Genomic DNA, 16,823 nt, shown 5'->3' with positions numbered 1-16,823 from the left:
GCCCGCTCCAACCGGCTCAGGAAGCCCCTTGTTCCGGCTCCCACTGCGCGAGCACGGTGAGCGTGCCCGGGTCGACTTCGGTGAACCCGGCGTCCCGCACGGCGACGACGCGGTCGCGCCGCCACGCCCCTTCGGGATCGTCGCCCGGATGCAGTTCCTTCCACCGCGCGACGCTCGGGGTGCGCACGGCCGTCCGGTAGCCGTTGGCGGCCCACTCGGTCCGCTCGGCGTCGCCCAGCAGCGCGGCGAGGATCATCGTGGCGTGGCCGACCTGCGCGGCGGCCTTGCCGACGGTCATCGGCACGTGCGGGTTGAGCAGCAGCAGCGGCACCCCGCCGGGCACCGGGCCCGGCTCGTCGGGCGGCAGCTCGCTGCCCGAGATCTGCAGCCGCGAGACCTCTTTGGGCGTCTCGACGACCAGACCGGGCACGAGGGCACGTGCCTGCGCACCCTCGACCTCCACGGTGATTCCCGGCAGGTCCTGGACGGCGGCCCAGTGCGTGCCCCGCGCCCGCCGCGCGACCTTGCGGATCCGGTTGTCGAGCCACGCGTGCATCGGCTCGGCCCACTCGCCGCCGGGCTCGGCGCGCTCGTCGAGGCAGACCGCCAGCGCCGCGGTCGCCGCCGCCTCCAGCAGCGGCGTGCGGCCCGGCGGCTCGGCCCGTTCGATGCGCAGGATGACCGGCATCGCCCGGACTTCCTCCGGAAGCTCGTCCGAGGTGTCCGACGTGTCTTCGGCCGGGAGGCCCAGCCAGTAGGCGTAGCGGGCGCCCAGGGGGTCGAGAACGCTGCTCACGGACGCATCAGCTCGAGGCCGTCGGCCGCGTCGGCCGCCTCGACCTCGCCGCGGGTCAGGCCGAGCACGAACAGCACGGCGTCGAGGTACGGGTGCGACAGCGCGGTGTCGGCCACCTCGCGCAGCGCGGGCTTGGCGTTGAACGCGACGCCCATGCCGGCCGCGGAGAGCATGTCGATGTCGTTGGCGCCGTCCCCGACCGCGACGCACTGCTCGAGCGGGATGTCGTACTCCGTGGCGACGCGGCGAAGCACCTTCGCTTTACCCGCGCGGTCGACGACCTCGCCGATCACCTTCCCGGTGAGCTTGCCGTCCACGATCTCCAGCTCGTTCGCCGCCGCGAAGTCGAGCCCGAGCTCCTCCACCAGGCTGCCGATGACCTGGGTGAACCCGCCGGAGACCACCCCGGTCTTGAAGCCCATCCGCTTGAGCGTGCGGATCGTCGTGCGGGCGCCCGGCGTCAGCTCGATCGACGCGGCGACCTCGTCGATCGCCGTGGCGGGCAGCCCTTCCAGCAGCGCGACCCGGCGTTCGAGCGACTCCGCGAAGTTGAGCTCCCCCCGCATGGCGGCCTCGGTGATCTCGCGGATCTCCGGTTCGACGCCGGCGTGCGCACCCAGCATCTCGATGACCTCGCCCTGGATGAGCGTCGAGTCGACGTCGAAGACGACCAGCCGCTTCGCCCGGCGCGTGATCCCGGCCCGCTCGACGGCGATGTCGACCCCCGCCTCGACGGCGGCGTCGGCCAGCTCGGAGCGCAGTGCGGTGTCGGCTTCGGGCGTGTCCCGCTCGACCGAGACGTACAGCTCCAGCCCGGTGACCGGGTAGTCGGCGACGCTGCGGATCGCGTCGATGTTGACCCCGAGCGACGCGAGCCGGCGCGCGACCTCCGAGAAGCCGCGCGCGGTGACCGGGCGGCCCAGGATGACCAGCACGTGCGAGGAGTCGCGGCGGCCCAGCGCGAACGGGTCGTCGCCGATCGCCGCGCCGATCTTGACGTCGACCTGCATGCCGACGGACGCCATCGCCTGCTCGACCGACTCCTGCAGGCCCTCGGGATCGCGGTACACCCCGGCGAGCACACCGAGCACGAGCTGCCCGCGGATGACGACCTGCTCGACGTCGAGCACGTCGACGTCGTGGCGGGTCAGCACGGCGAACAGCACGGACGAGACACCCGGCTTGTCAGGGCCGGTCGTCGTGATCAGGACGGGGGTCTGGGTCACTGGTCATCCCTCGTTCGGCAACGCTGCACGATCAGTCTGCCGGTCCGGACGCGGACATAAGTAGAGCGCGTGCCCGGCTTCACAAAAGCCGGGCACGCGCTCACTCGATCAGGTTCCTACTTGTCGTCGCCCTGCTCGCTCGCGTTGTCCCTGGAGTGGTCTCCCGGGATCACCGCTTCGGTGAGCACCTGCGACGGCGCCGCGTGGCTGAGCTCCTTCTGCTTGCCGAAGAAGCCGATCTCGCCCTCGCTGTGGATGCGCTCGATCATGTGCGGGTAGTGCAGCTCGAACGCGGGCCGCTCGGAGCGGATCCGGGGCAGCTCGGTGAAGTTGTGCCGCGGCGGCGGGCAGGACGTCGCCCACTCGAGCGAGTTGCCGTAACCCCACGGGTCGTCGACCGAGACGATCTCGCCGTACCGGTAGCTCTTGAAGACGTTCCAGATGAACGGCAGCGTCGAGGCGCCGAGGATGTACGCGCCGATCGTGGAGATCGTGTTCAGCGTCGTGAAGCCGTCACTGGTCAGGTAGTCCGCGTACCGCCGCGGCATGCCCTCCGCGCCCAGCCAGTGCTGGACGAGGAACGTGCCGTGGAAGCCGATGAACGTGGTCCAGAAGTGCCACTTGCCGAGCTTCTCGTCCATCATCCGGCCGGTGATCTTCGGGAACCAGAAGTAGATGCCGGCGAAGGTGGCGAACACGATCGTGCCGTAGAGCACGTAGTGGAAGTGCGCGACGACGAAGTAGCTGTCCGACACGTGGAAGTCGATCGCCGGCGCGGCCAGCATGATGCCGGTCAGGCCGCCGAAGAGGAACGTGACGATGAAGCCCATCGAGAAGATCATCGGCGTCTCGAAGGACAGCTGGCCCTTCCACATCGTGCCGATCCAGTTGAAGAACTTCACGCCGGTCGGGACCGCGATCAGGAACGTCATGAAGGAGAAGAACGGCAGCAGCACGGCGCCGGTGGCGTACATGTGGTGCGCCCACACCGCGACCGACAGCGCCGCGATGGCCAGCGTCGCGAAGACCAGGCTCTTGTAGCCGAACATCGGCTTGCGGCTGAAGACCGGGAAGATCTCCGACACGATCCCGAAGAACGGTAGCGCGACGATGTAGACCTCGGGATGGCCGAAGAACCAGAAGAGGTGCTGCCAGAGGATCACGCCGCCGTTTTCGGGGTCGAACACGTGCGCCCCGAGGTGCCGGTCCGCCAGCAGGCCCATCAGGGCCGCGGTCAGGATCGGGAAGGCGAGCAGGATCAGGATCGACGTCACCAGGATGTTCCAGGTGAAGATCGGCATCCGGAACATCGTCATGCCGGGCGCGCGCAGGCAGACCACGGTGGTGACCATGTTGACCGCGCCGAGGATGGTGCCGAGACCCGAGACCACCAGGCCGGAGATCCACAGGTCCGCGCCGACGCCCGGCGAGTGGATCGCGTCCGACAGCGGGGTGTAGGCGAACCAGCCGAAGTCGGCGGCGCCACCCGGGGTCAGGAAGCCCGAGAGCACGATCAGGCCACCGAAGAGGTACAGCCAGTACGAGAACGCGTTCAGCCGCGGGAACGCGACGTCCGGCGAGCCGATCTGCAGCGGGAGCACGAAGTTCGCGAAGCCGAAGAGGATCGGCGTCGCGTACAGCAGCAGCATCACCGTGCCGTGCATGGTGAACAGCTGGTTGTACTGCTCCTGGGAAAGGAACTGCTGCCCGGGCCGCGCCAGCTCGGTGCGGATCAGCATGGCCATCGCGCCGCCCGCCATGAAGAAGGCGAACGACGTGACCAGGTACATGATCCCGATCTGCTTGTGGTCCGTGGTGCGGAACAACCGCAGCAGGTACGAACCCTTGACCGACTCGTGCGCGGGGTACGGGCGCGTCGCGATCGGCTTGGGGGCTACGGCCGTCACTCCTGCCTCCAACACTGAAACCTCGTGGTGGTCATCGTCCGGCCGCCGAGGTGGGCGGAGCCCGGTTCAGCGGTCATGGAGGATCGTAGCCCTCGTCACCGACAGTCGCGCGCACCGGCTGGCAAGATCGGGCCGTGGCCGACGAATACACGCGGACCGCGGTCCGCGCGGCACTGGCCGTGACCGCCCGGCTGGGCCTGCCCACCCGGGCGCCCGCGGTGCTGCACGAACGCTCGAACGTGCTGGTGAGGCTGGGTCCGCTGGTCGCCAGGGTGCCCGGTACCACCCGCCTGGCACGCCCCGGTCCGGCCTGGCAGGAACGGGACCTGGCGGTCTCCCGGTTCCTCACGGAACGTGGTGTGCGCGTCGTTACACCGGCCACGGATCCCCCGGCCGGACCGCATTTCGCCGAGGGTCTCCCGGTCACGCTCTGGAACTGGACGCCGCACGATCCGGACCACCGGTACGCACCGGACGTCGTCGCGCGCTCGCTCGCGGGGGTGCACGCGGCACTGCGGGAGTTCCCCGGCGAGCTGCCCCGGCGCGGCCCGCTCGACGACCTGGCGCGCATCTTCGACCGGCACGACCTCGACCCCCGGTTGCGCGCCGAGGCGGACCGCCTCGGCGCGCTGCTGCCGGACGTCGCCGTACAGCCGCTGCACGGCGACGCGCACCCGGGGAACCTGATCGCCACGCCCGAGGGCCCGTGCTGGCTCGACTTCGAGGACACCTGGCGGGGTCCGCTGACCTGGGACATCGGGATCCTCGCCCGCCAAGGTGGTCCCGAGTACCTGGCCGCGTACCCGGCTTCCGTGGACGAAGACGCCCTTCGCGTGTGTACGCGACTGAGGGAGCTGTACTCGGTCGTGTGGCACCACGTCATCGCGATCAGGTTCCCGGACCGCCTCGACGGCGCCCGCTCGGCGCTCGCCGCCTACTTCTCGTGAGTGGCGGGGTACCAGGACAGGATCGCCTCGACCACGCCCGCCGGGTCCTCCAGCGGGGTCAGGTGGCCGACCCCGGGGAGCACCACGAGCGTCGCGCCGGCCACGGCTTCGACCATCTCGCTCGCTGCCGTCACCGGCGTGATCGGGTCCTCTTCGCCGACGACGACCAGCGTCGGGACCTTCGCGTCGCGAAGCAGCTCGAGTGAATCAGGGCGCGTGCGCAGCGCGAGAGCCGTCCAGGAGATCCCCTCGGGCGGCTGCGACTCGATGATCTCCCGGACGGTTTCGACGATGTCCGGGCGCTGCTCACGGGTCGACCCGGCCAGCAGGTTCGGCAGGTTGGCCTCGGCCAGCCAGCCCTGGATGCCTTCGTCGTCGACGCGCTTGGCGACGTCCAGCCGGCTCTGCGCGGCTTCGGGGGTGTCGGGGGTCGCCTTGGTGTCGATGAGCACGAGCCCGCCGACCCGCTCGGGCGCCAGCCGCAGCACGGCCATCGCCAGGTAGCCGCCCATCGAGCAGCCGCCGAGCACGACCCGGTCGAGCTCCAGGCGGTCGAGCAGGGCGAGGACGTCCCGCGCGGCGTCTTCGAGGCTCGGCTCGCGGCCGGACTCCGGCAGCGGCGAGCGACCGAGCCCGCGCTGGTCCGGTGTGATCACCCGAAGGTGTGAAGCGAGGGGCTCGCGCACCGCGTTCCACATGCGGGCGTCCAGGGGAAAGGCGTGGAGGAGGACCAGCGGCAGTTCGGTCATGCGGGCCATTTTGTCGGACCCCCGCGCTAGCTTCGCCTCCGTGTTCACCGACATCGAAACCGACCGGCTGCTGCTGCGCCCGCTCCACGAGGCGGACCGGCAGGCGATGGTCGACATCCACACCGATCCCCGCACCAACCGCTTCCACCCGGACCCGCCCGACGTCCCGCGCGCGTCGGCGATGTTCTCGGACTGGCTGGCGCACTGGGCCGAGCACGGCTTCGGCTACCCGGCGGTGACCGAGCGCGGCGGCGCCGCCGAAGTGCTCGGCATGTGCGGCGTGCGGGTGCGGGAGTTCCACGGCGAGAAGGTGCTCAACCTCGGCTACCGGTTCCGGCCGTCGGCGTGGGGCAAGGGCTACGCGGTCGAGGCCGGCCTGGCGGTCCTCGAGTGGTGCGCTCGCGAGCTGCCGTCCGTGCCGGTGCTGGCGAGCGTGAGCGTCGACAACAAGCCGTCGCTGCGGGTGGCGGAGCGGCTCGGCTTCACCGACTACACGGAGGAGGTGTACGAGGGCGCGCTGTCCCGGCACTACCGGCGCTGATCAGCGGCGGCGCTGCGGCCGCCGGCGGGCGCGGGCTTCCCAGCAGGCCCGGTGCCAGTGCCGCCGGTCGGCGACGGACCCGGTCTCGTCGGCGGGCCAGACGACCAGGTGCGGCGTGCCCGGCCGGATCTCGTGGTCGCAGCCGGGCAGCGGTAGGTCTTGGTGGCCTGCGACCCGGGCACGGTCCGCACGAGCCAGTCCCCGTCGGCCCCGGCCTCGGCGCGGGCCCACCCGGTGGCGGCGCCGAGCGCACGGTCGGCCGGCCCACCGGCCTCCCGCCGGCCGGGACGATTACGTCGAGGCACCCCCGAACGGTATCTGCCCACCCACCCAAGCCGACCCGCCAGGCACGCAACCCGACCGCCCAGGCACGCGAACCGACCGTCCGGGCACGCGAGTCGACCGTCCGGGCACGCGAACCGAACCTCCAGGCACGCAAGCCGACCGTCCGGGCACGCGAACCGAACCTCCAGGCACGCAAGCCGACCGTCCGGGCACGCGAACCGAACCTCCAGGCACGCAAGCCGACCGTCCGGGCACGCGAGTCGACCCGCCAATCACGCGTGATGCCTCCCCGATCACACGCGATGCCCCTCCAATCACGTGTGATGCCCCTCCAGACACACGTGATGCCCGCCGGGGCCGGGCCCGCGCGACCCGCGACCGGCACCTACCCCTGCGCTAGGGCCAGCGGGACCAGCTGCTCGGCGGTGGTCAGCGACCCGTGCTGCCCGACCAGCGACGTCTCGATGGCCTCGGCGAGCCCCCGCACCATCCCGAACCGCCCGCGGGCCGCCGCGACGACGTCGCCGATCCGCGGGCGCACCCGGTCGCTCACCGTGGGCCCGAACCAGCCCTCGGCGACGGCTTCCTCCCGCGACCGCACCCAGGCCCGCTCGCCCAGCACCGCCCGCCAGGCCGCGAGGACGTCCGCGGCCGCGCCCGGCTCGGCGTAGACGTGCCGGGCGCGCACCTCTCCCCCGAACGCCCGGACCCCGGACAGCAGCTCGGGGACGTCCTCGAGGTCGAGCTTGTCCTCGACGGTCACCATCCCGTGGTCGGCCACCACGGCGAGCAGCGCGCCCGGCGGCAGACCGTCCACAAGGGACTCGACGAGCCGGTCCACCTGGCGCAGCTGCATCCGCCACGCCGGGGTGCCGGGGCCGTAGACGTGCCCGAGCAGGTCGAGTTCACTGTGGTAGGCGTAGCAGAACGCGCGCCCGTCGAGCACCGACAACGTCCGCGCGGCGAGGTCGCCCAGCGCGTGCACACCGGCGTACCGCGCACCACCCTGGGTGGCCGAGGTCAGGGCCGTGTCGCGGAACTTGGCCGAAGACACCACCACGGCGTCGACGCCCGCCGCGGCGGCTCGCTCGAACGTCGTCGGCAGCGGCTGGACCTCGCGGGGCGGCAGGGCGCCGCGGAGGTCGGCGCCGTCGTCGTGGCTGCACCAGCGCAACGCGTTGAGCACGCCCGTGCCCGGAACTTCGAAGGTGTAGCCGACCATCCCGTGCTCACCGGAGGCGAGCCCGGTGCCGATCGCGGCCACGCCGGCCGCCGTCGTCGACGGGAAGCCCACGCGCAGCGACTCCCGGGCGAGCTCGGTCAGCACCGGGGCGTCCGCGGCGTGCTCGGCGAGCAGCTCCCAGCCGAGCCCGTCGACGAGCAGCACCGCGGCACTGCGCGCCTCCGGCAGCGCCAGGGTGTTCGCGAAGCCGGGCACCCCCAGTGCGGCGAGCAGGGACGGGACGACCTGGCCGAGGTGCGCGACGTCGGCGAGTGAAGGCGGCTGCACCTGCCCACCTTCCCATCCACCCCGCGCAATGGCGATAATCGCGGCATGCCGACCTACGCCTACCGCTGCCGCGAGTGCACCGAGACCTTCGAGCTCCTGCGCCCGATGAGCGAATCGAGCGCGCCGGCGGCCTGCCCGGACGGCCACACCGACACCGTCAAGCTGCTGACCACGGTCGCCCTCACCGGGGCCGCGAGCGGTCCCGCGGTCCCGGCGGGCGGCGGCGGTGGCTGCTGTGGTGGCGGCTGCTGCGGCTAAACCGCTTTCAGCGCCTGCTCCAGGTCGGCCCACAGGTCCTCGACGTCCTCGAGGCCGGCCGACAACCGGATCAGCTGGTCGGACACGCCGGCGTCGCGGCGGTCGTCCGCGTCGACGATCCGGTGGCTGATCGAACCCGGGTGCTGGATCAGCGTGTCGACGCTGCCGAGGCTGACGGCCGGCGTGATCAGCCGGACGGCGCCGATCAAGGCGTGCGGGTCGCCGTCGACCTCGAACGCCACCAGCGGCCCGCCGACGCGCGGGTAGTGCACGGCGGTCACAGCCGGGTGCTCGGCGAGGCGCGCGGCCAGCGTCGCCGCGGTCGCCGAAGCGGCGTTCACCCGCAGCGGCAGCGTGGAAAGCCCGCGCAGCAACAGGTATCCGGCGAGCGGGTGCAGCACGCCGCCGGTGGCGAAGCGGATCTGGCGCAGCCGCGCGGCTTCCGGCGCGTCGCAGGCGACGATCCCGCCCATCACGTCGCCGTGGCCGCCGAGGAACTTCGTCGCGCTGTGCAGCACGATCCGCGCGCCGTGGCGGCCCGGGCGCTGGAGCACCGGCGTGGCGAACGTGTTGTCCACCAACAGCGGCACCTCGCCGCAGGCCGCCGCCAGCGAGGCGATGTCGGCCTCGGCGAGCGTCGGGTTGGCCGGCGTCTCGACGAACACCAGGCCCGTGTCCGGCCGGATCGCGGCGGCGACCGCGTCCGGCGCGGCCCAGGTGACCTCGGTGCCGAGCAGCCCGGACTCGAGCAGGTGGTCACTGCAGCCGTACAGCGGGCGCACGGCGACGACATGCCGCTTCCCCTGCGCCACCGCGGAAAGCAGGCAGGCCGACACGGCGGCCATGCCACTGGCGAACGCGACGCCGTGCTCGAAGCCCTCGAGCTCGGCGAGCGCCCGCTCGAAGCGTTCCACGGTGGGGTTGCCCACCCGGCCGTAGATCGGCGGGCCGTCGAGCTCGCCCCCGGCGGCGAACTCGTCGATCCGGGCGGCTTCGGCGGCGCTGTCGCGTGACGGGTAGGTCGTGGACAGGTCGAGCGGAGCCGCGTGCACGCCGAGGTCCGTGAGATCGTCACGGCCGGCGTGGACAGCTCGGGTGCGCAGCGAGGAAGTCATGACGGCATCGTCGAGCTTTCACCGGATGCGGGGCAACAGTCTCGGATATCATTCGCCGATGGCCGATTCCGTCGAACTCAGTCCGGTGGACCTCAAGATTCTGCGCCTGCTGCAGAACGATGCCCGGGTCACCAACAAGGACCTCGCGGCCGCGATCGGCATCGCGCCGTCGACGTGCCTGGACCGGGTGGCGCGGCTGCGCGAAACCGGCGTGATCACCGGGCAGCACGCCTCGGTCGACGCGGCGAAGCTCGGGCGGCCGCTGGAGGCGTTCCTGTTCGTCCAGGTCCGCCCGCACCGGCGGCCGCTGGTCGACCCGTTCGTCGAGCACCTGCTGTCCCTGCCGGAGGTGCGCGCGGTCTACCACCTGACCGGGCCGGACGACTTCCTCGCGCACGTGGCGACCAGCTCCGCCGGCGAACTGCAGCGCCTGGTCCTCGACGAGCTGACGGCACGCGACGAGGTCGCCCGGGTGCACACGAACCTGGTGTTCCAGCACTGGAGCGGCGGCCCGCTGCTGCCGCCGGGCTAGCCTCCCAACGTCGCGAGCCAGCGGCGGGTCTCCCGCGCCGACGTCAGCCGGACGACCGCGGGCCCCGGCGGCGAGGCGGCCCACTCCCGGATCCGCGCCCGCTTCCGCGCGAAGGACGCGAAGTGCCACCGGATGATCGAGTCCGCGGAGAACATCTGGCGGAACGACTCGACGTTGCCGTTGCAGATCCGCTCCCGGGTCAGCGAGCGCAGGGCGGTCCGGCGCACCAGCCGGCCGAGCGAAAGCCAGCGCGGGTAGTCGAGCCCCACGATGAGCTCCGCGCGGGGCAGCACGATGTCCTTCCACCTGCTGTACGCGGCGTCGAGGACCCACCGCTCCCCGGCGCACACTTCGGCGATCCGGCGGGCCTGCTCCTCGTCCGGCACCGCGACCCAGCCCGGCAGCCAGGTGAGGTCGTCGGCCGAGACGTAGGGCAGGCCCGTGCGCTCGGCGATCCGGGCGGCGAGCGTCGACTTGCCCGAGCCGGTCACGCCGTAGACGAGGACGCGGTCAGGCACCGAGGTCACCGGCGGGCTCCCGCGGGCCCCGGTAGGGCAGGGTCTGGCTGTAGACGACGTTGGTGGTCGTGCTGCCGAACTGGGCCAGCTCGTCCATCGTGTGCTCGAGGTGTGCCATGGACGCGGCCGCGATCTTGAGCGTGTAGCAGTCGTCTCCGGTGGTGCGCAGGCATTCGAGGATCTCGAGGCGGTCGGCGAGCAGCTTGTGCAGCGGCTCGTGCCGGCTGCCCGGGTACTTGAGCCGGACGACGGCGAGCACCGGGTAGCCGACCTTGCCGAGGTCGACGTCGGCGCGGTAGCCGGTGATCACGCCCGCCGCCTCGAGCCGGCGGAGCCGTTCGGTCGCGGCGGAGGCGCTGAGGTTCACGCGGCGGCCGAGCTCGGTGAGCGGCAGCCGGGCGTCGCGCTGGAGCTCCACCAGGATGGCCCAGTCCGTCTGATCGAGACTCTCGGTCATGAGGCGAATCTACCGCGAGATCCACGGCCCAAGCCGTCGAACGCCGTGATCGTTCCCTTCCGATCAGGGCTGCGGCCTCGATAGCCTTGCCCGGTGAAGATCGGCGTGAACGTCCCCAACTTCGGCCCCGGCACCGACCCGGGCGTGCTGCGCGCGTGGGCGCGGACGGTGGAGGGCCTCGGCTTCGACCTGCTGATGGTGTCCGACCACGTCGCGATCACGCCGGACGTCGCCGGTCAGTACCCGGCGCCGTTCTACGAGCCGTTCACGACGCTCTCGTGGCTGGCCGGCGTCACCGAGCGGGTGCGGCTGGGCACCACCGTGCTGGTGGTGCCGTACCGGCATCCCCTGCTGGTGGCGCGGATGGCGGCGAACCTGAACGCGCTGAGCGGCGGCCGGCTGGTGCTCGGCGCCGGCATCGGCTGGGCCAAGCAGGAGTTCGACGCACTGGGCGTGCCGTTCGAGAAGCGCGGCAAGCTCACCACCGAGCACCTCCGCACGATCCGCGCGGCCTGGGCCGACCAGGACGACTACCGCGCGGGCCCGATCCCCCTGTGGCTCGGCGGCCACAGCGACGCCGGGCTGAGGCGGGCCCTGGAGCTCGGCGACGCGTGGCACCCGCTCCGGCTCACCCTCGACGGCTTCCGGGAAGGCCTGACCCGCCTGGAAAAGCTCGCCGGCGACCGGCCGGTGCCGTCGTTCGCGCCGCGGATCCTCCTGCGGGTGACCGAAGCCCCGGTGACCGGGCCGGCGCGCCGGGCCGGTGAAGGCACGCTCGACCAGGTCCTCGACGACCTGGCCCGGCTGCGGGCGATGGGCGCGGAGACCGTCGTGCTCGACCCGTTCGACTCGGACCCGGCCGAAACCCTCCACCCGGAGGTGGCGTGGCGGGACCTCGCGGCGGTGGCCGCGTCCTGGAAGGAGATCCGGTGAAGGACACCGAAGAAGCCCTGCTGCGCCGCGCGATCGAGCTGGCCCGCGAGGCCCGCGAGGAGCACGGCAACCCGCCGTTCGGCTCGTTGCTGGCCGACGCCGACGGCAACGTCCTCGCCGAGGACCGCAACACGTCGTTGACCGACAACGACATCACGGCGCACCCGGAGCTCAAGCTGGCCCGCTGGGCAGCACAGCACCTGACTCCGGAGACCGCGGCGGCGACCACGATGTTCACCAGCACCCAGCCGTGCGGGATGTGCACCGGCGCGATCGAACGCTCCGGGCTGGGCCGGGTCGTGTACGCGCTCTCGTCCGAGCAGTTCCTCACCCTGCGCCCGCCGGTCACCTGGGGCTACGAGCAGGACGGCCCGGCACTGTTCGACGAGGCCCGCGTCCCGGTCGAGGGCTACTACCAGTGACGAGCTACGAGGTGCGTCCCGTCGCCCGCGTGGTGTCGCCGCTGACCGACCGCGGCACGGCGCCGAAGCAGGGCGACGAGGGCGCGCCCCCGGCTCGCGTGGTGTTCGCCCCGGAGTACCGAGCGGCGGCGGCCGACCTCCGCCCGGGCGATCGCCTGGTCCTGCTGACCTGGTTGCACGAAGCCGACCGCGAAGTCCAGGCGGTGCACCCGCGCGGCGACCCGGACCGCCCCAGCACCGGGGTGTTCTCGACGCGCTCGCCGGACCGCCCGAACCCGATCGGCCTCCACACGGTCACGGTGACGGCGGTCGCGGACGGCACCCTGACGGTGACCGGTCTGGAGGCGATCGACGGCACGCCGATCCTGGACGTCAAGCCCGTCCTCGGTGCGGTGCGCGACCGCTGATCAGTAGTCCTTGAACCCCTTGCCGGTCTTCCGCCCCAGCCGGCCCGCCGTCACCAGGTGCTCCAGCAGCGGCGCCGGCGCGAAGCCCTCCTCGCGGAATTCGTTGTACAGCGTCCGCTGGATGGCCAGCGACACGTCCAGGCCGACGACGTCCAGCAGCGCGAACGGGCCCATCGGCAGGCCGCAGCCCACCTTCATCGCGGTGTCGATGTCGTCCGCGCCCGCGTAGTGGGCCTCCAGCATCTTCACCGCGTCGTTCAGGTACGGGAACAGCAGCGCGTTGACGATGAAGCCCGCGCGGTCTCCACAGTGGACAGCGTGCTTGCCGACCGCGGCGCAGACCGCGCTCGCGGTGGCCACCACGTCCGGGGCCGTCGCGATCGTCGAGACCACCTCGACCAGCTTCATCACCGGCGCCGGGTTGAAGAAGTGCAACCCGATCACGTCGGACGGCCGGGACGTCGCCGCCGCGCATTCGATCACCGGCAGCGAAGACGTCGTCGTCGCCAGCACCGCGCCCGGGCGGACCACCTCGTCCAGCGCCGCGAACACCGCCTGCTTCACCGACAGCTCCTCGGCCACCGCTTCGACGACCAGGTCGACGTCGGCCAGCGCTTCGAAGTCGGTCACCGGGGTGATCCGCGCCAGCGCCGCGGCGGCGTCCTCTTCGGACAGTTTGCCCTTGACCACGGCCTTGTCGAACGACTTCTTGACGCGAGCCACCGACGCCTGCGCCTTCTCCAGGCTCCGGGCGCGCAGCACGACGTCGAGACCCCGCTTCGCGAACACCTCCGCGATGCCGGTGGCCATCGTGCCCGTGCCGACCACGCCGACGCGGGCAACCGGCCGCGCGCCCGATGCGTCCACAGTGGACGCGACGTCGGCGGCGACGACGTTCGGCGAGTCCGGGCCGTCGTAGGTGTAGAAGCCGCGGCCGGTCTTGCGGCCGAGCAGCCCGGCCGTGATCATCTGCTTGAGCAGCGGCGCCGGCGCGTGCAGGCGGTTGCGCGACTGGTGGTACATCGTGTCGAGGATTTCGTACGCGGTGTCGAGCCCGATCAGGTCGAGCAGCGCGAGCGGGCCCATCGGGTAGCCGCAGCCGTAGCGCATCGCGGCGTCGAGGTCCTCGCGCGTGGCGTAGCGCTGCTCGTACATCCGCACCGCGTGGTTGAGGTACCCGAACAGCAGCGCGTTCGCGATGAACCCGGCGCGGTCGCCGATCACCACCGGCACCTTGCCCAGCCGCTCGGCGAACGCGACCACCTCGGTGACCACCTCCGGCTCGGTCACCACCGTCTTCACGATCTCGACGAGCTTCTGCACCGGCGCCGGGTTGAAGAAGTGCATGCCGACGACCTTGCCGGGCCGCGTGGTGTGCACGCCGATCTCGGTGATCGACAGCGACGACGTGTTCGACGCGAACACGACCTCGGGCCGGGTGATCTTGTCCAGCTCGGTGAAGACGTCGGCCTTCAGCCCCAGGCTTTCCGGGATCGCCTCGATCACCAGGTCCACATCGGACAGATCGGAAAGCGAGGTGCCGTACCGGATCCGGCCCAGCAGGGCGTCACGCCCCGGCGCGTCCAGCTTTCCGCCCGCCAGCGCGCGCTCGGTCGAGTGCTCCAGGTGCCCCCGGCCCCGGGCGACCCCCGCCTCGTCGAGCTCGACCGTGACGACGTCGAGCCCGCTGCGCGCGAGCACTTCGGCGATCCCGGCCCCCATCGTGCCCAGGCCGACCACACCGACCGTCGAGATGTCCCGCGCCATCGAGGCCTCCAGAGATGTTACTCGCTGGTAATTGGCCACGACTCTGCCACACGGAACCGCCGGAAGCCCAGACGGAATCGAGTCAGTACCGCGCAAGTCACCCGGTCGGCGACCCCGGTTCACTCGCCGAAATTGCCGTCCACCAGCTCTTTCGCCTTGTCCAGCGCGGCGGACGCCTGCGGCCCGCGCGCCCGCACGCGGATCCGGTCACCCTGGCGGGCGCCCAGCGACATGAGGGCCAGCACGCTGTGCCCGTCCGCCTCCTGGTCGCCGAGCCGCACGCTGACTTCGGCGTCGAACGCGCTCAGCGCGCGCACCAGCACCGCGGCCGGCCGCGCGTGCAGCCCGACTTCGTTGTGCAGCACCAGTTCGACCTCGTCGCCCCCGGCGGTCGCCTCCGCCGGCTCGAGGTCCTCGGGCAGCCCGGCCGCCGCGGCGGCCTCCGCCACGGCCTTGCGGTCCTGCCCCGCCTGGGCCGCGACCGCCGCCGCGATCGCGCCCTCCACCAGCGGCCCGTCCGCGACCACCGCCGCCGACGGGTCGGCCAGCGACTCGACGGCCAGCTCGGCGGTCATCTGCGCGCTGCCGAGGTCGTAGAGCAGCACGACGCCGGCGCCGGAGTCCGCGCGCTGGGTGGCCGCGACGACCTCGTCGTAGTCCGTGCCGATCGACCCGTCGGAGAGGCCGCCGGCCGCCACGATGGTGACGTCCGGCGCCATCTGGGCGGCCAGCTCGGCCAGGCCTTCCGCGAGCTTCGAGCTGTGCGAAACGAGCACGATGCCGACGCTCACCGGGCGGCCTCCGCGAACGCGCGCAGCAGCAGCGCCGACGACCGCGCACCGGGGTCCATGTGCCCGACCGCGCGCTCGCCCAGGTAGGACGCGCGGCCCTTGCGCGGCACCAGGTCCACTGTGGACTCCGCGCCGCGGTCGGCCGCGTCGGCCGCCGCGGTCAGCACCGCGGCGACGTCGCCGCCGTCCTCGGCCGCCTTCTCCGCGGCCGAGACCGCGGGGATCAGGGCGTCGACCATGGTCGCGTCGCCGCCCACGGCCTTGCCGCGGGCCTGGACGCCTTCGAGCCCGGCGCGCAGCGCGTCCAGCAGCGCCGGGACGTCGAGATCGGCTGCGGTGCCGAGCTTGGCCGAGGCACGCAGGAAAGCCGTGCCGTACAACGGGCCCGCCGCCCCGCCGACCTTGGAGATCAACGTCGTCGCGACGAGCTTCAGCACCCCGCCGGGGGTGTCCGGAACCGCGGTGTCGAGCGCGGCGACGACGGCGGTGAACCCGCGGTTGAGGTTCTCGCCGTGGTCACCGTCACCGATCGCGCGGTCGAGGTCGACCAGCTCGGCGCGGTGCTCGGCGACCACGGCCGCCGCGGCGCGCACGGCGGCCGCGACCCCGTCGGACTTGCAGGTCATCAGAGCCCCCACCGCAGGGCCGCGGTGTTGACCGGTGCGTCCCAGAGCTCGGTCAGCTCGTCGTCCAGTTTGAGCAACGTCAGACTCATCCCCTGCATCTCGAGGCTGGTGATGTAGGGCCCGACCAGCCGGCGTTCGACCACGATCCCACGCTCGGCGAGCAAGCGCTCAGCGATGCCGTGGGCCAGGTACAGCTCGACGAGCGGGGTGGCGCCCATCGAGTTGGTGAACAGCAGCACGCGGTCGCCGCTCTCGAACGGCAGGTCCGAGGCGACGGCCTCGACCAGGCGCGCCACCAGCGCGTCGGCCGGCTCGAGCGGGATCCGCTCGCGGCCGGGCTCGCCGTGGATGCCGATGCCGAACTCGATCTCGCCGTCGCCGAGGTCGAAGCTCGGGGTGCCGGCGTGCGGCACCGTCGGCGCGGTCAGCGCGACGCCGATCGAGCGCACCTGCCCGATCACCTTCTCCGCCAGCGCGGTCACGGCGTCGAGCGAGTCGCCGCGCTCGGCGGCGGCGCCGGTGATCTTCTCCAGCAGGACGGTGCCGCCGACCCCGCGGCGGCCCGCGGTGTAGGTCGAGTCCTTGACCGCGACGTCGTCGTCGATCACGACGCTGCGCACCTCGAGGCCCTCGGCGGCGGCCAGCTCGGCGGCCGTCTCGAAGTTGAGCACGTCCCCGGTGTAGTTCTTCACGATGAGCAGGGCGCCCGCTTCACCGGTGGTCGCGGTGACCGCGGCCTGCACGGCGTCGGGCGTCGGCGAGGTGAACACGGCACCCGGCACGGCGGCCGCGAGCATCCCCCGGCCGACGAACCCGCCGTGCAGCGGCTCGTGCCCGGACCCGCCGCCGGAGATGACGGCGACCTTCCCCGCGACCGGCGCGTCGGCGCGGACCACGACGTCGGGATCGGTCTGGACGCGGAGGATGTCGGCGTGCGCGGCGGCCAGGCCCCGCAGCGACTCCGCGACCACGTTCGCCGGATCGTTGATGATCTTCTTCACGGCAGCCTCCGGCACATCGGCGGGTGGGGTGTCAC

Annotated in this window: 19 protein-coding genes and 1 pseudogene; 7 read left to right on the top strand and 13 right to left on the bottom strand. The window is 72.3% G+C overall.

Translation table 11 applies throughout. The features are described 5' to 3' along the window. Positions 1–16: 16 nt before the first annotated feature. The 3 genes from M8542_RS03465 to ctaD form a co-directional block, all read right to left on the bottom strand. Positions 17–796, bottom strand: coding sequence for a peptidyl-tRNA hydrolase (locus M8542_RS03465; RefSeq protein WP_257918487.1), 780 nt, complete (start codon positions 794–796; stop codon positions 17–19). Next, entirely contained in the window at positions 793–2,022 is a 1,230-nt protein-coding gene (gene serB / locus M8542_RS03460; RefSeq protein WP_257918486.1) for a phosphoserine phosphatase SerB, read from the bottom strand. The genes M8542_RS03465 and serB overlap by 4 nt, the downstream gene beginning before the upstream one ends. Before the next feature lie 116 nt (positions 2,023–2,138). Then, a complete protein-coding gene (gene ctaD / locus M8542_RS03455; protein WP_257918485.1) occupies positions 2,139–3,929 on the bottom strand; it encodes an aa3-type cytochrome oxidase subunit I in 1,791 nt (596 codons plus the stop codon). Between the two features lie 134 nt (positions 3,930–4,063). Here ctaD and M8542_RS03450 point away from each other — a divergent pair, with 134 nt between their 5' ends. Then, positions 4,064–4,876, top strand: coding sequence for a phosphotransferase (locus M8542_RS03450; RefSeq protein WP_257918484.1), 813 nt, complete (start codon positions 4,064–4,066; stop codon positions 4,874–4,876). Here M8542_RS03450 and M8542_RS03445 read toward each other — a convergent pair. After that, on the bottom strand, positions 4,864–5,625 hold the full coding sequence (locus tag M8542_RS03445) for an alpha/beta fold hydrolase (protein ID WP_257918483.1): 762 nt from the start codon (positions 5,623–5,625) through the stop codon (positions 4,864–4,866). The two genes, M8542_RS03450 and M8542_RS03445, sit on opposite strands and share 13 nt — an antisense overlap. On the opposite strand from M8542_RS03445, the gene M8542_RS03440 reads away from it, so the two are divergent. Continuing rightward, positions 5,624–6,166: a GNAT family N-acetyltransferase gene (locus tag M8542_RS03440; protein ID WP_257918482.1), complete on the top strand. Its 543-nt coding sequence runs from the start codon at positions 5,624–5,626 to the stop codon at positions 6,164–6,166. The two genes, M8542_RS03445 and M8542_RS03440, sit on opposite strands and share 2 nt — an antisense overlap. On the opposite strand, the pseudogene M8542_RS03435 reads toward M8542_RS03440, so the two are convergent. Beyond that, a pseudogene (locus tag M8542_RS03435) lies at positions 6,167–6,471 on the bottom strand (Rv1322 family protein). It lies immediately after the preceding gene. Between the two features lie 365 nt (positions 6,472–6,836). Continuing rightward, positions 6,837–7,961 (bottom strand): alkaline phosphatase family protein, encoded by a 1,125-nt coding sequence (locus tag M8542_RS03430; protein ID WP_257918481.1) that lies wholly within the window; start codon positions 7,959–7,961, stop codon positions 6,837–6,839. A 45-nt stretch (positions 7,962–8,006) separates the two neighbouring features. Here M8542_RS03430 and M8542_RS03425 point away from each other — a divergent pair, with 45 nt between their 5' ends. Next, positions 8,007–8,219 (top strand): FmdB family zinc ribbon protein, encoded by a 213-nt coding sequence (locus M8542_RS03425; protein WP_257918480.1) that lies wholly within the window; start codon positions 8,007–8,009, stop codon positions 8,217–8,219. Here the strand turns inward: M8542_RS03425 and M8542_RS03420 are convergent. After that, entirely contained in the window at positions 8,216–9,334 is a 1,119-nt protein-coding gene (locus M8542_RS03420) for a trans-sulfuration enzyme family protein (protein WP_257918479.1), read from the bottom strand. The two genes, M8542_RS03425 and M8542_RS03420, sit on opposite strands and share 4 nt — an antisense overlap. Before the next feature lie 58 nt (positions 9,335–9,392). Between M8542_RS03420 and M8542_RS03415 the strand changes: the two genes are divergently transcribed. After that, positions 9,393–9,866 (top strand): Lrp/AsnC family transcriptional regulator, encoded by a 474-nt coding sequence (locus M8542_RS03415; protein WP_257918478.1) that lies wholly within the window; start codon positions 9,393–9,395, stop codon positions 9,864–9,866. Here the strand turns inward: M8542_RS03415 and M8542_RS03410 are convergent. Both M8542_RS03410 and M8542_RS03405 read right to left on the bottom strand, forming a co-directional pair. Beyond that, positions 9,863–10,393 (bottom strand): P-loop NTPase family protein, encoded by a 531-nt coding sequence (locus M8542_RS03410; RefSeq protein WP_257918477.1) that lies wholly within the window; start codon positions 10,391–10,393, stop codon positions 9,863–9,865. The genes M8542_RS03415 and M8542_RS03410 overlap by 4 nt on opposite strands. Then, positions 10,377–10,841: an Lrp/AsnC family transcriptional regulator gene (locus tag M8542_RS03405; protein ID WP_257918476.1), complete on the bottom strand. Its 465-nt coding sequence runs from the start codon at positions 10,839–10,841 to the stop codon at positions 10,377–10,379. The genes M8542_RS03410 and M8542_RS03405 overlap by 17 nt, the downstream gene beginning before the upstream one ends. A gap of 93 nt (positions 10,842–10,934) precedes the next feature. Between M8542_RS03405 and M8542_RS03400 the strand changes: the two genes are divergently transcribed. The 3 genes from M8542_RS03400 to tsaA are packed head-to-tail and all read left to right on the top strand — an operon-like array spanning position 10,935 to position 12,603. Continuing rightward, positions 10,935–11,774, top strand: coding sequence for an LLM class flavin-dependent oxidoreductase (locus M8542_RS03400; RefSeq protein ID WP_257918475.1), 840 nt, complete (start codon positions 10,935–10,937; stop codon positions 11,772–11,774). Then, on the top strand, positions 11,771–12,196 hold the full coding sequence (locus M8542_RS03395) for a nucleoside deaminase (RefSeq protein WP_257918474.1): 426 nt from the start codon (positions 11,771–11,773) through the stop codon (positions 12,194–12,196). Before M8542_RS03400 ends, M8542_RS03395 begins: the two co-directional genes overlap by 4 nt. Continuing rightward, positions 12,193–12,603 carry a tRNA (N6-threonylcarbamoyladenosine(37)-N6)-methyltransferase TrmO gene (tsaA, locus tag M8542_RS03390; RefSeq protein ID WP_257918473.1) on the top strand — a complete coding sequence of 137 codons (411 nt, stop codon included), beginning with the start codon at positions 12,193–12,195 and terminating at the stop codon, positions 12,601–12,603. Before M8542_RS03395 ends, tsaA begins: the two co-directional genes overlap by 4 nt. Here tsaA and M8542_RS03385 read toward each other — a convergent pair whose 3' ends face one another. The 4 genes from M8542_RS03385 to dhaK all read right to left on the bottom strand — a co-directional run bounded on the left by M8542_RS03385 (position 12,604) and on the right by dhaK (position 16,788). Then, complete coding sequence (locus tag M8542_RS03385; RefSeq protein ID WP_257918472.1) at positions 12,604–14,370, bottom strand: 3-hydroxyacyl-CoA dehydrogenase family protein; 1,767 nt, start codon at positions 14,368–14,370, stop codon at positions 12,604–12,606. A gap of 119 nt (positions 14,371–14,489) precedes the next feature. Further along, positions 14,490–15,161 carry a dihydroxyacetone kinase phosphoryl donor subunit DhaM gene (gene dhaM, locus M8542_RS03380; RefSeq protein WP_257918471.1) on the bottom strand — a complete coding sequence of 224 codons (672 nt, stop codon included), beginning with the start codon at positions 15,159–15,161 and terminating at the stop codon, positions 14,490–14,492. Beyond that, positions 15,158–15,787, bottom strand: coding sequence for a dihydroxyacetone kinase subunit DhaL (gene dhaL / locus M8542_RS03375; protein WP_257918470.1), 630 nt, complete (start codon positions 15,785–15,787; stop codon positions 15,158–15,160). The genes dhaM and dhaL overlap by 4 nt, the downstream gene beginning before the upstream one ends. Next, the gene (gene dhaK / locus M8542_RS03370; RefSeq protein ID WP_257918469.1) at positions 15,787–16,788 is read right to left on the bottom strand and encodes a dihydroxyacetone kinase subunit DhaK; all 1,002 of its coding nucleotides are present in this window, start codon (positions 16,786–16,788) and stop codon (positions 15,787–15,789) included. Before dhaK ends, dhaL begins: the two co-directional genes overlap by 1 nt. Positions 16,789–16,823 lie beyond the last annotated feature (35 nt).

The organism is Amycolatopsis iheyensis (genome assembly GCF_024703995.1).
Lineage (GTDB): Bacteria > Actinomycetota > Actinomycetes > Mycobacteriales > Pseudonocardiaceae > Amycolatopsis > Amycolatopsis iheyensis.
This window is presented reverse-complemented; position numbering and strand designations above follow the sequence as displayed.

What these genes read in the sequence shown, in the direction of transcription:
- M8542_RS03415 (WP_257918478.1), top strand. Translation starts at nt 9,393, where the DNA reads ATGGCCGATTCCGTCGAACTCAGTCCGGTGGACCTCAAGATTCTGCGC.
- dhaL (WP_257918470.1), bottom strand. Translation starts at nt 15,787, where the DNA reads ATGACCTGCAAGTCCGACGGGGTCGCGGCCGCCGTGCGCGCCGCGGCG.
- M8542_RS03385 (WP_257918472.1), bottom strand. Translation starts at nt 14,370, where the DNA reads ATGGCGCGGGACATCTCGACGGTCGGTGTGGTCGGCCTGGGCACGATG.
- M8542_RS03420 (WP_257918479.1), bottom strand. Translation starts at nt 9,334, where the DNA reads ATGACTTCCTCGCTGCGCACCCGAGCTGTCCACGCCGGCCGTGACGAT.
- M8542_RS03440 (WP_257918482.1), top strand. Translation starts at nt 5,624, where the DNA reads ATGCGGGCCATTTTGTCGGACCCCCGCGCTAGCTTCGCCTCCGTGTTC.
- M8542_RS03405 (WP_257918476.1), bottom strand. Translation starts at nt 10,841, where the DNA reads ATGACCGAGAGTCTCGATCAGACGGACTGGGCCATCCTGGTGGAGCTC.
- M8542_RS03425 (WP_257918480.1), top strand. Translation starts at nt 8,007, where the DNA reads ATGCCGACCTACGCCTACCGCTGCCGCGAGTGCACCGAGACCTTCGAG.
- M8542_RS03445 (WP_257918483.1), bottom strand. Translation starts at nt 5,625, where the DNA reads ATGACCGAACTGCCGCTGGTCCTCCTCCACGCCTTTCCCCTGGACGCC.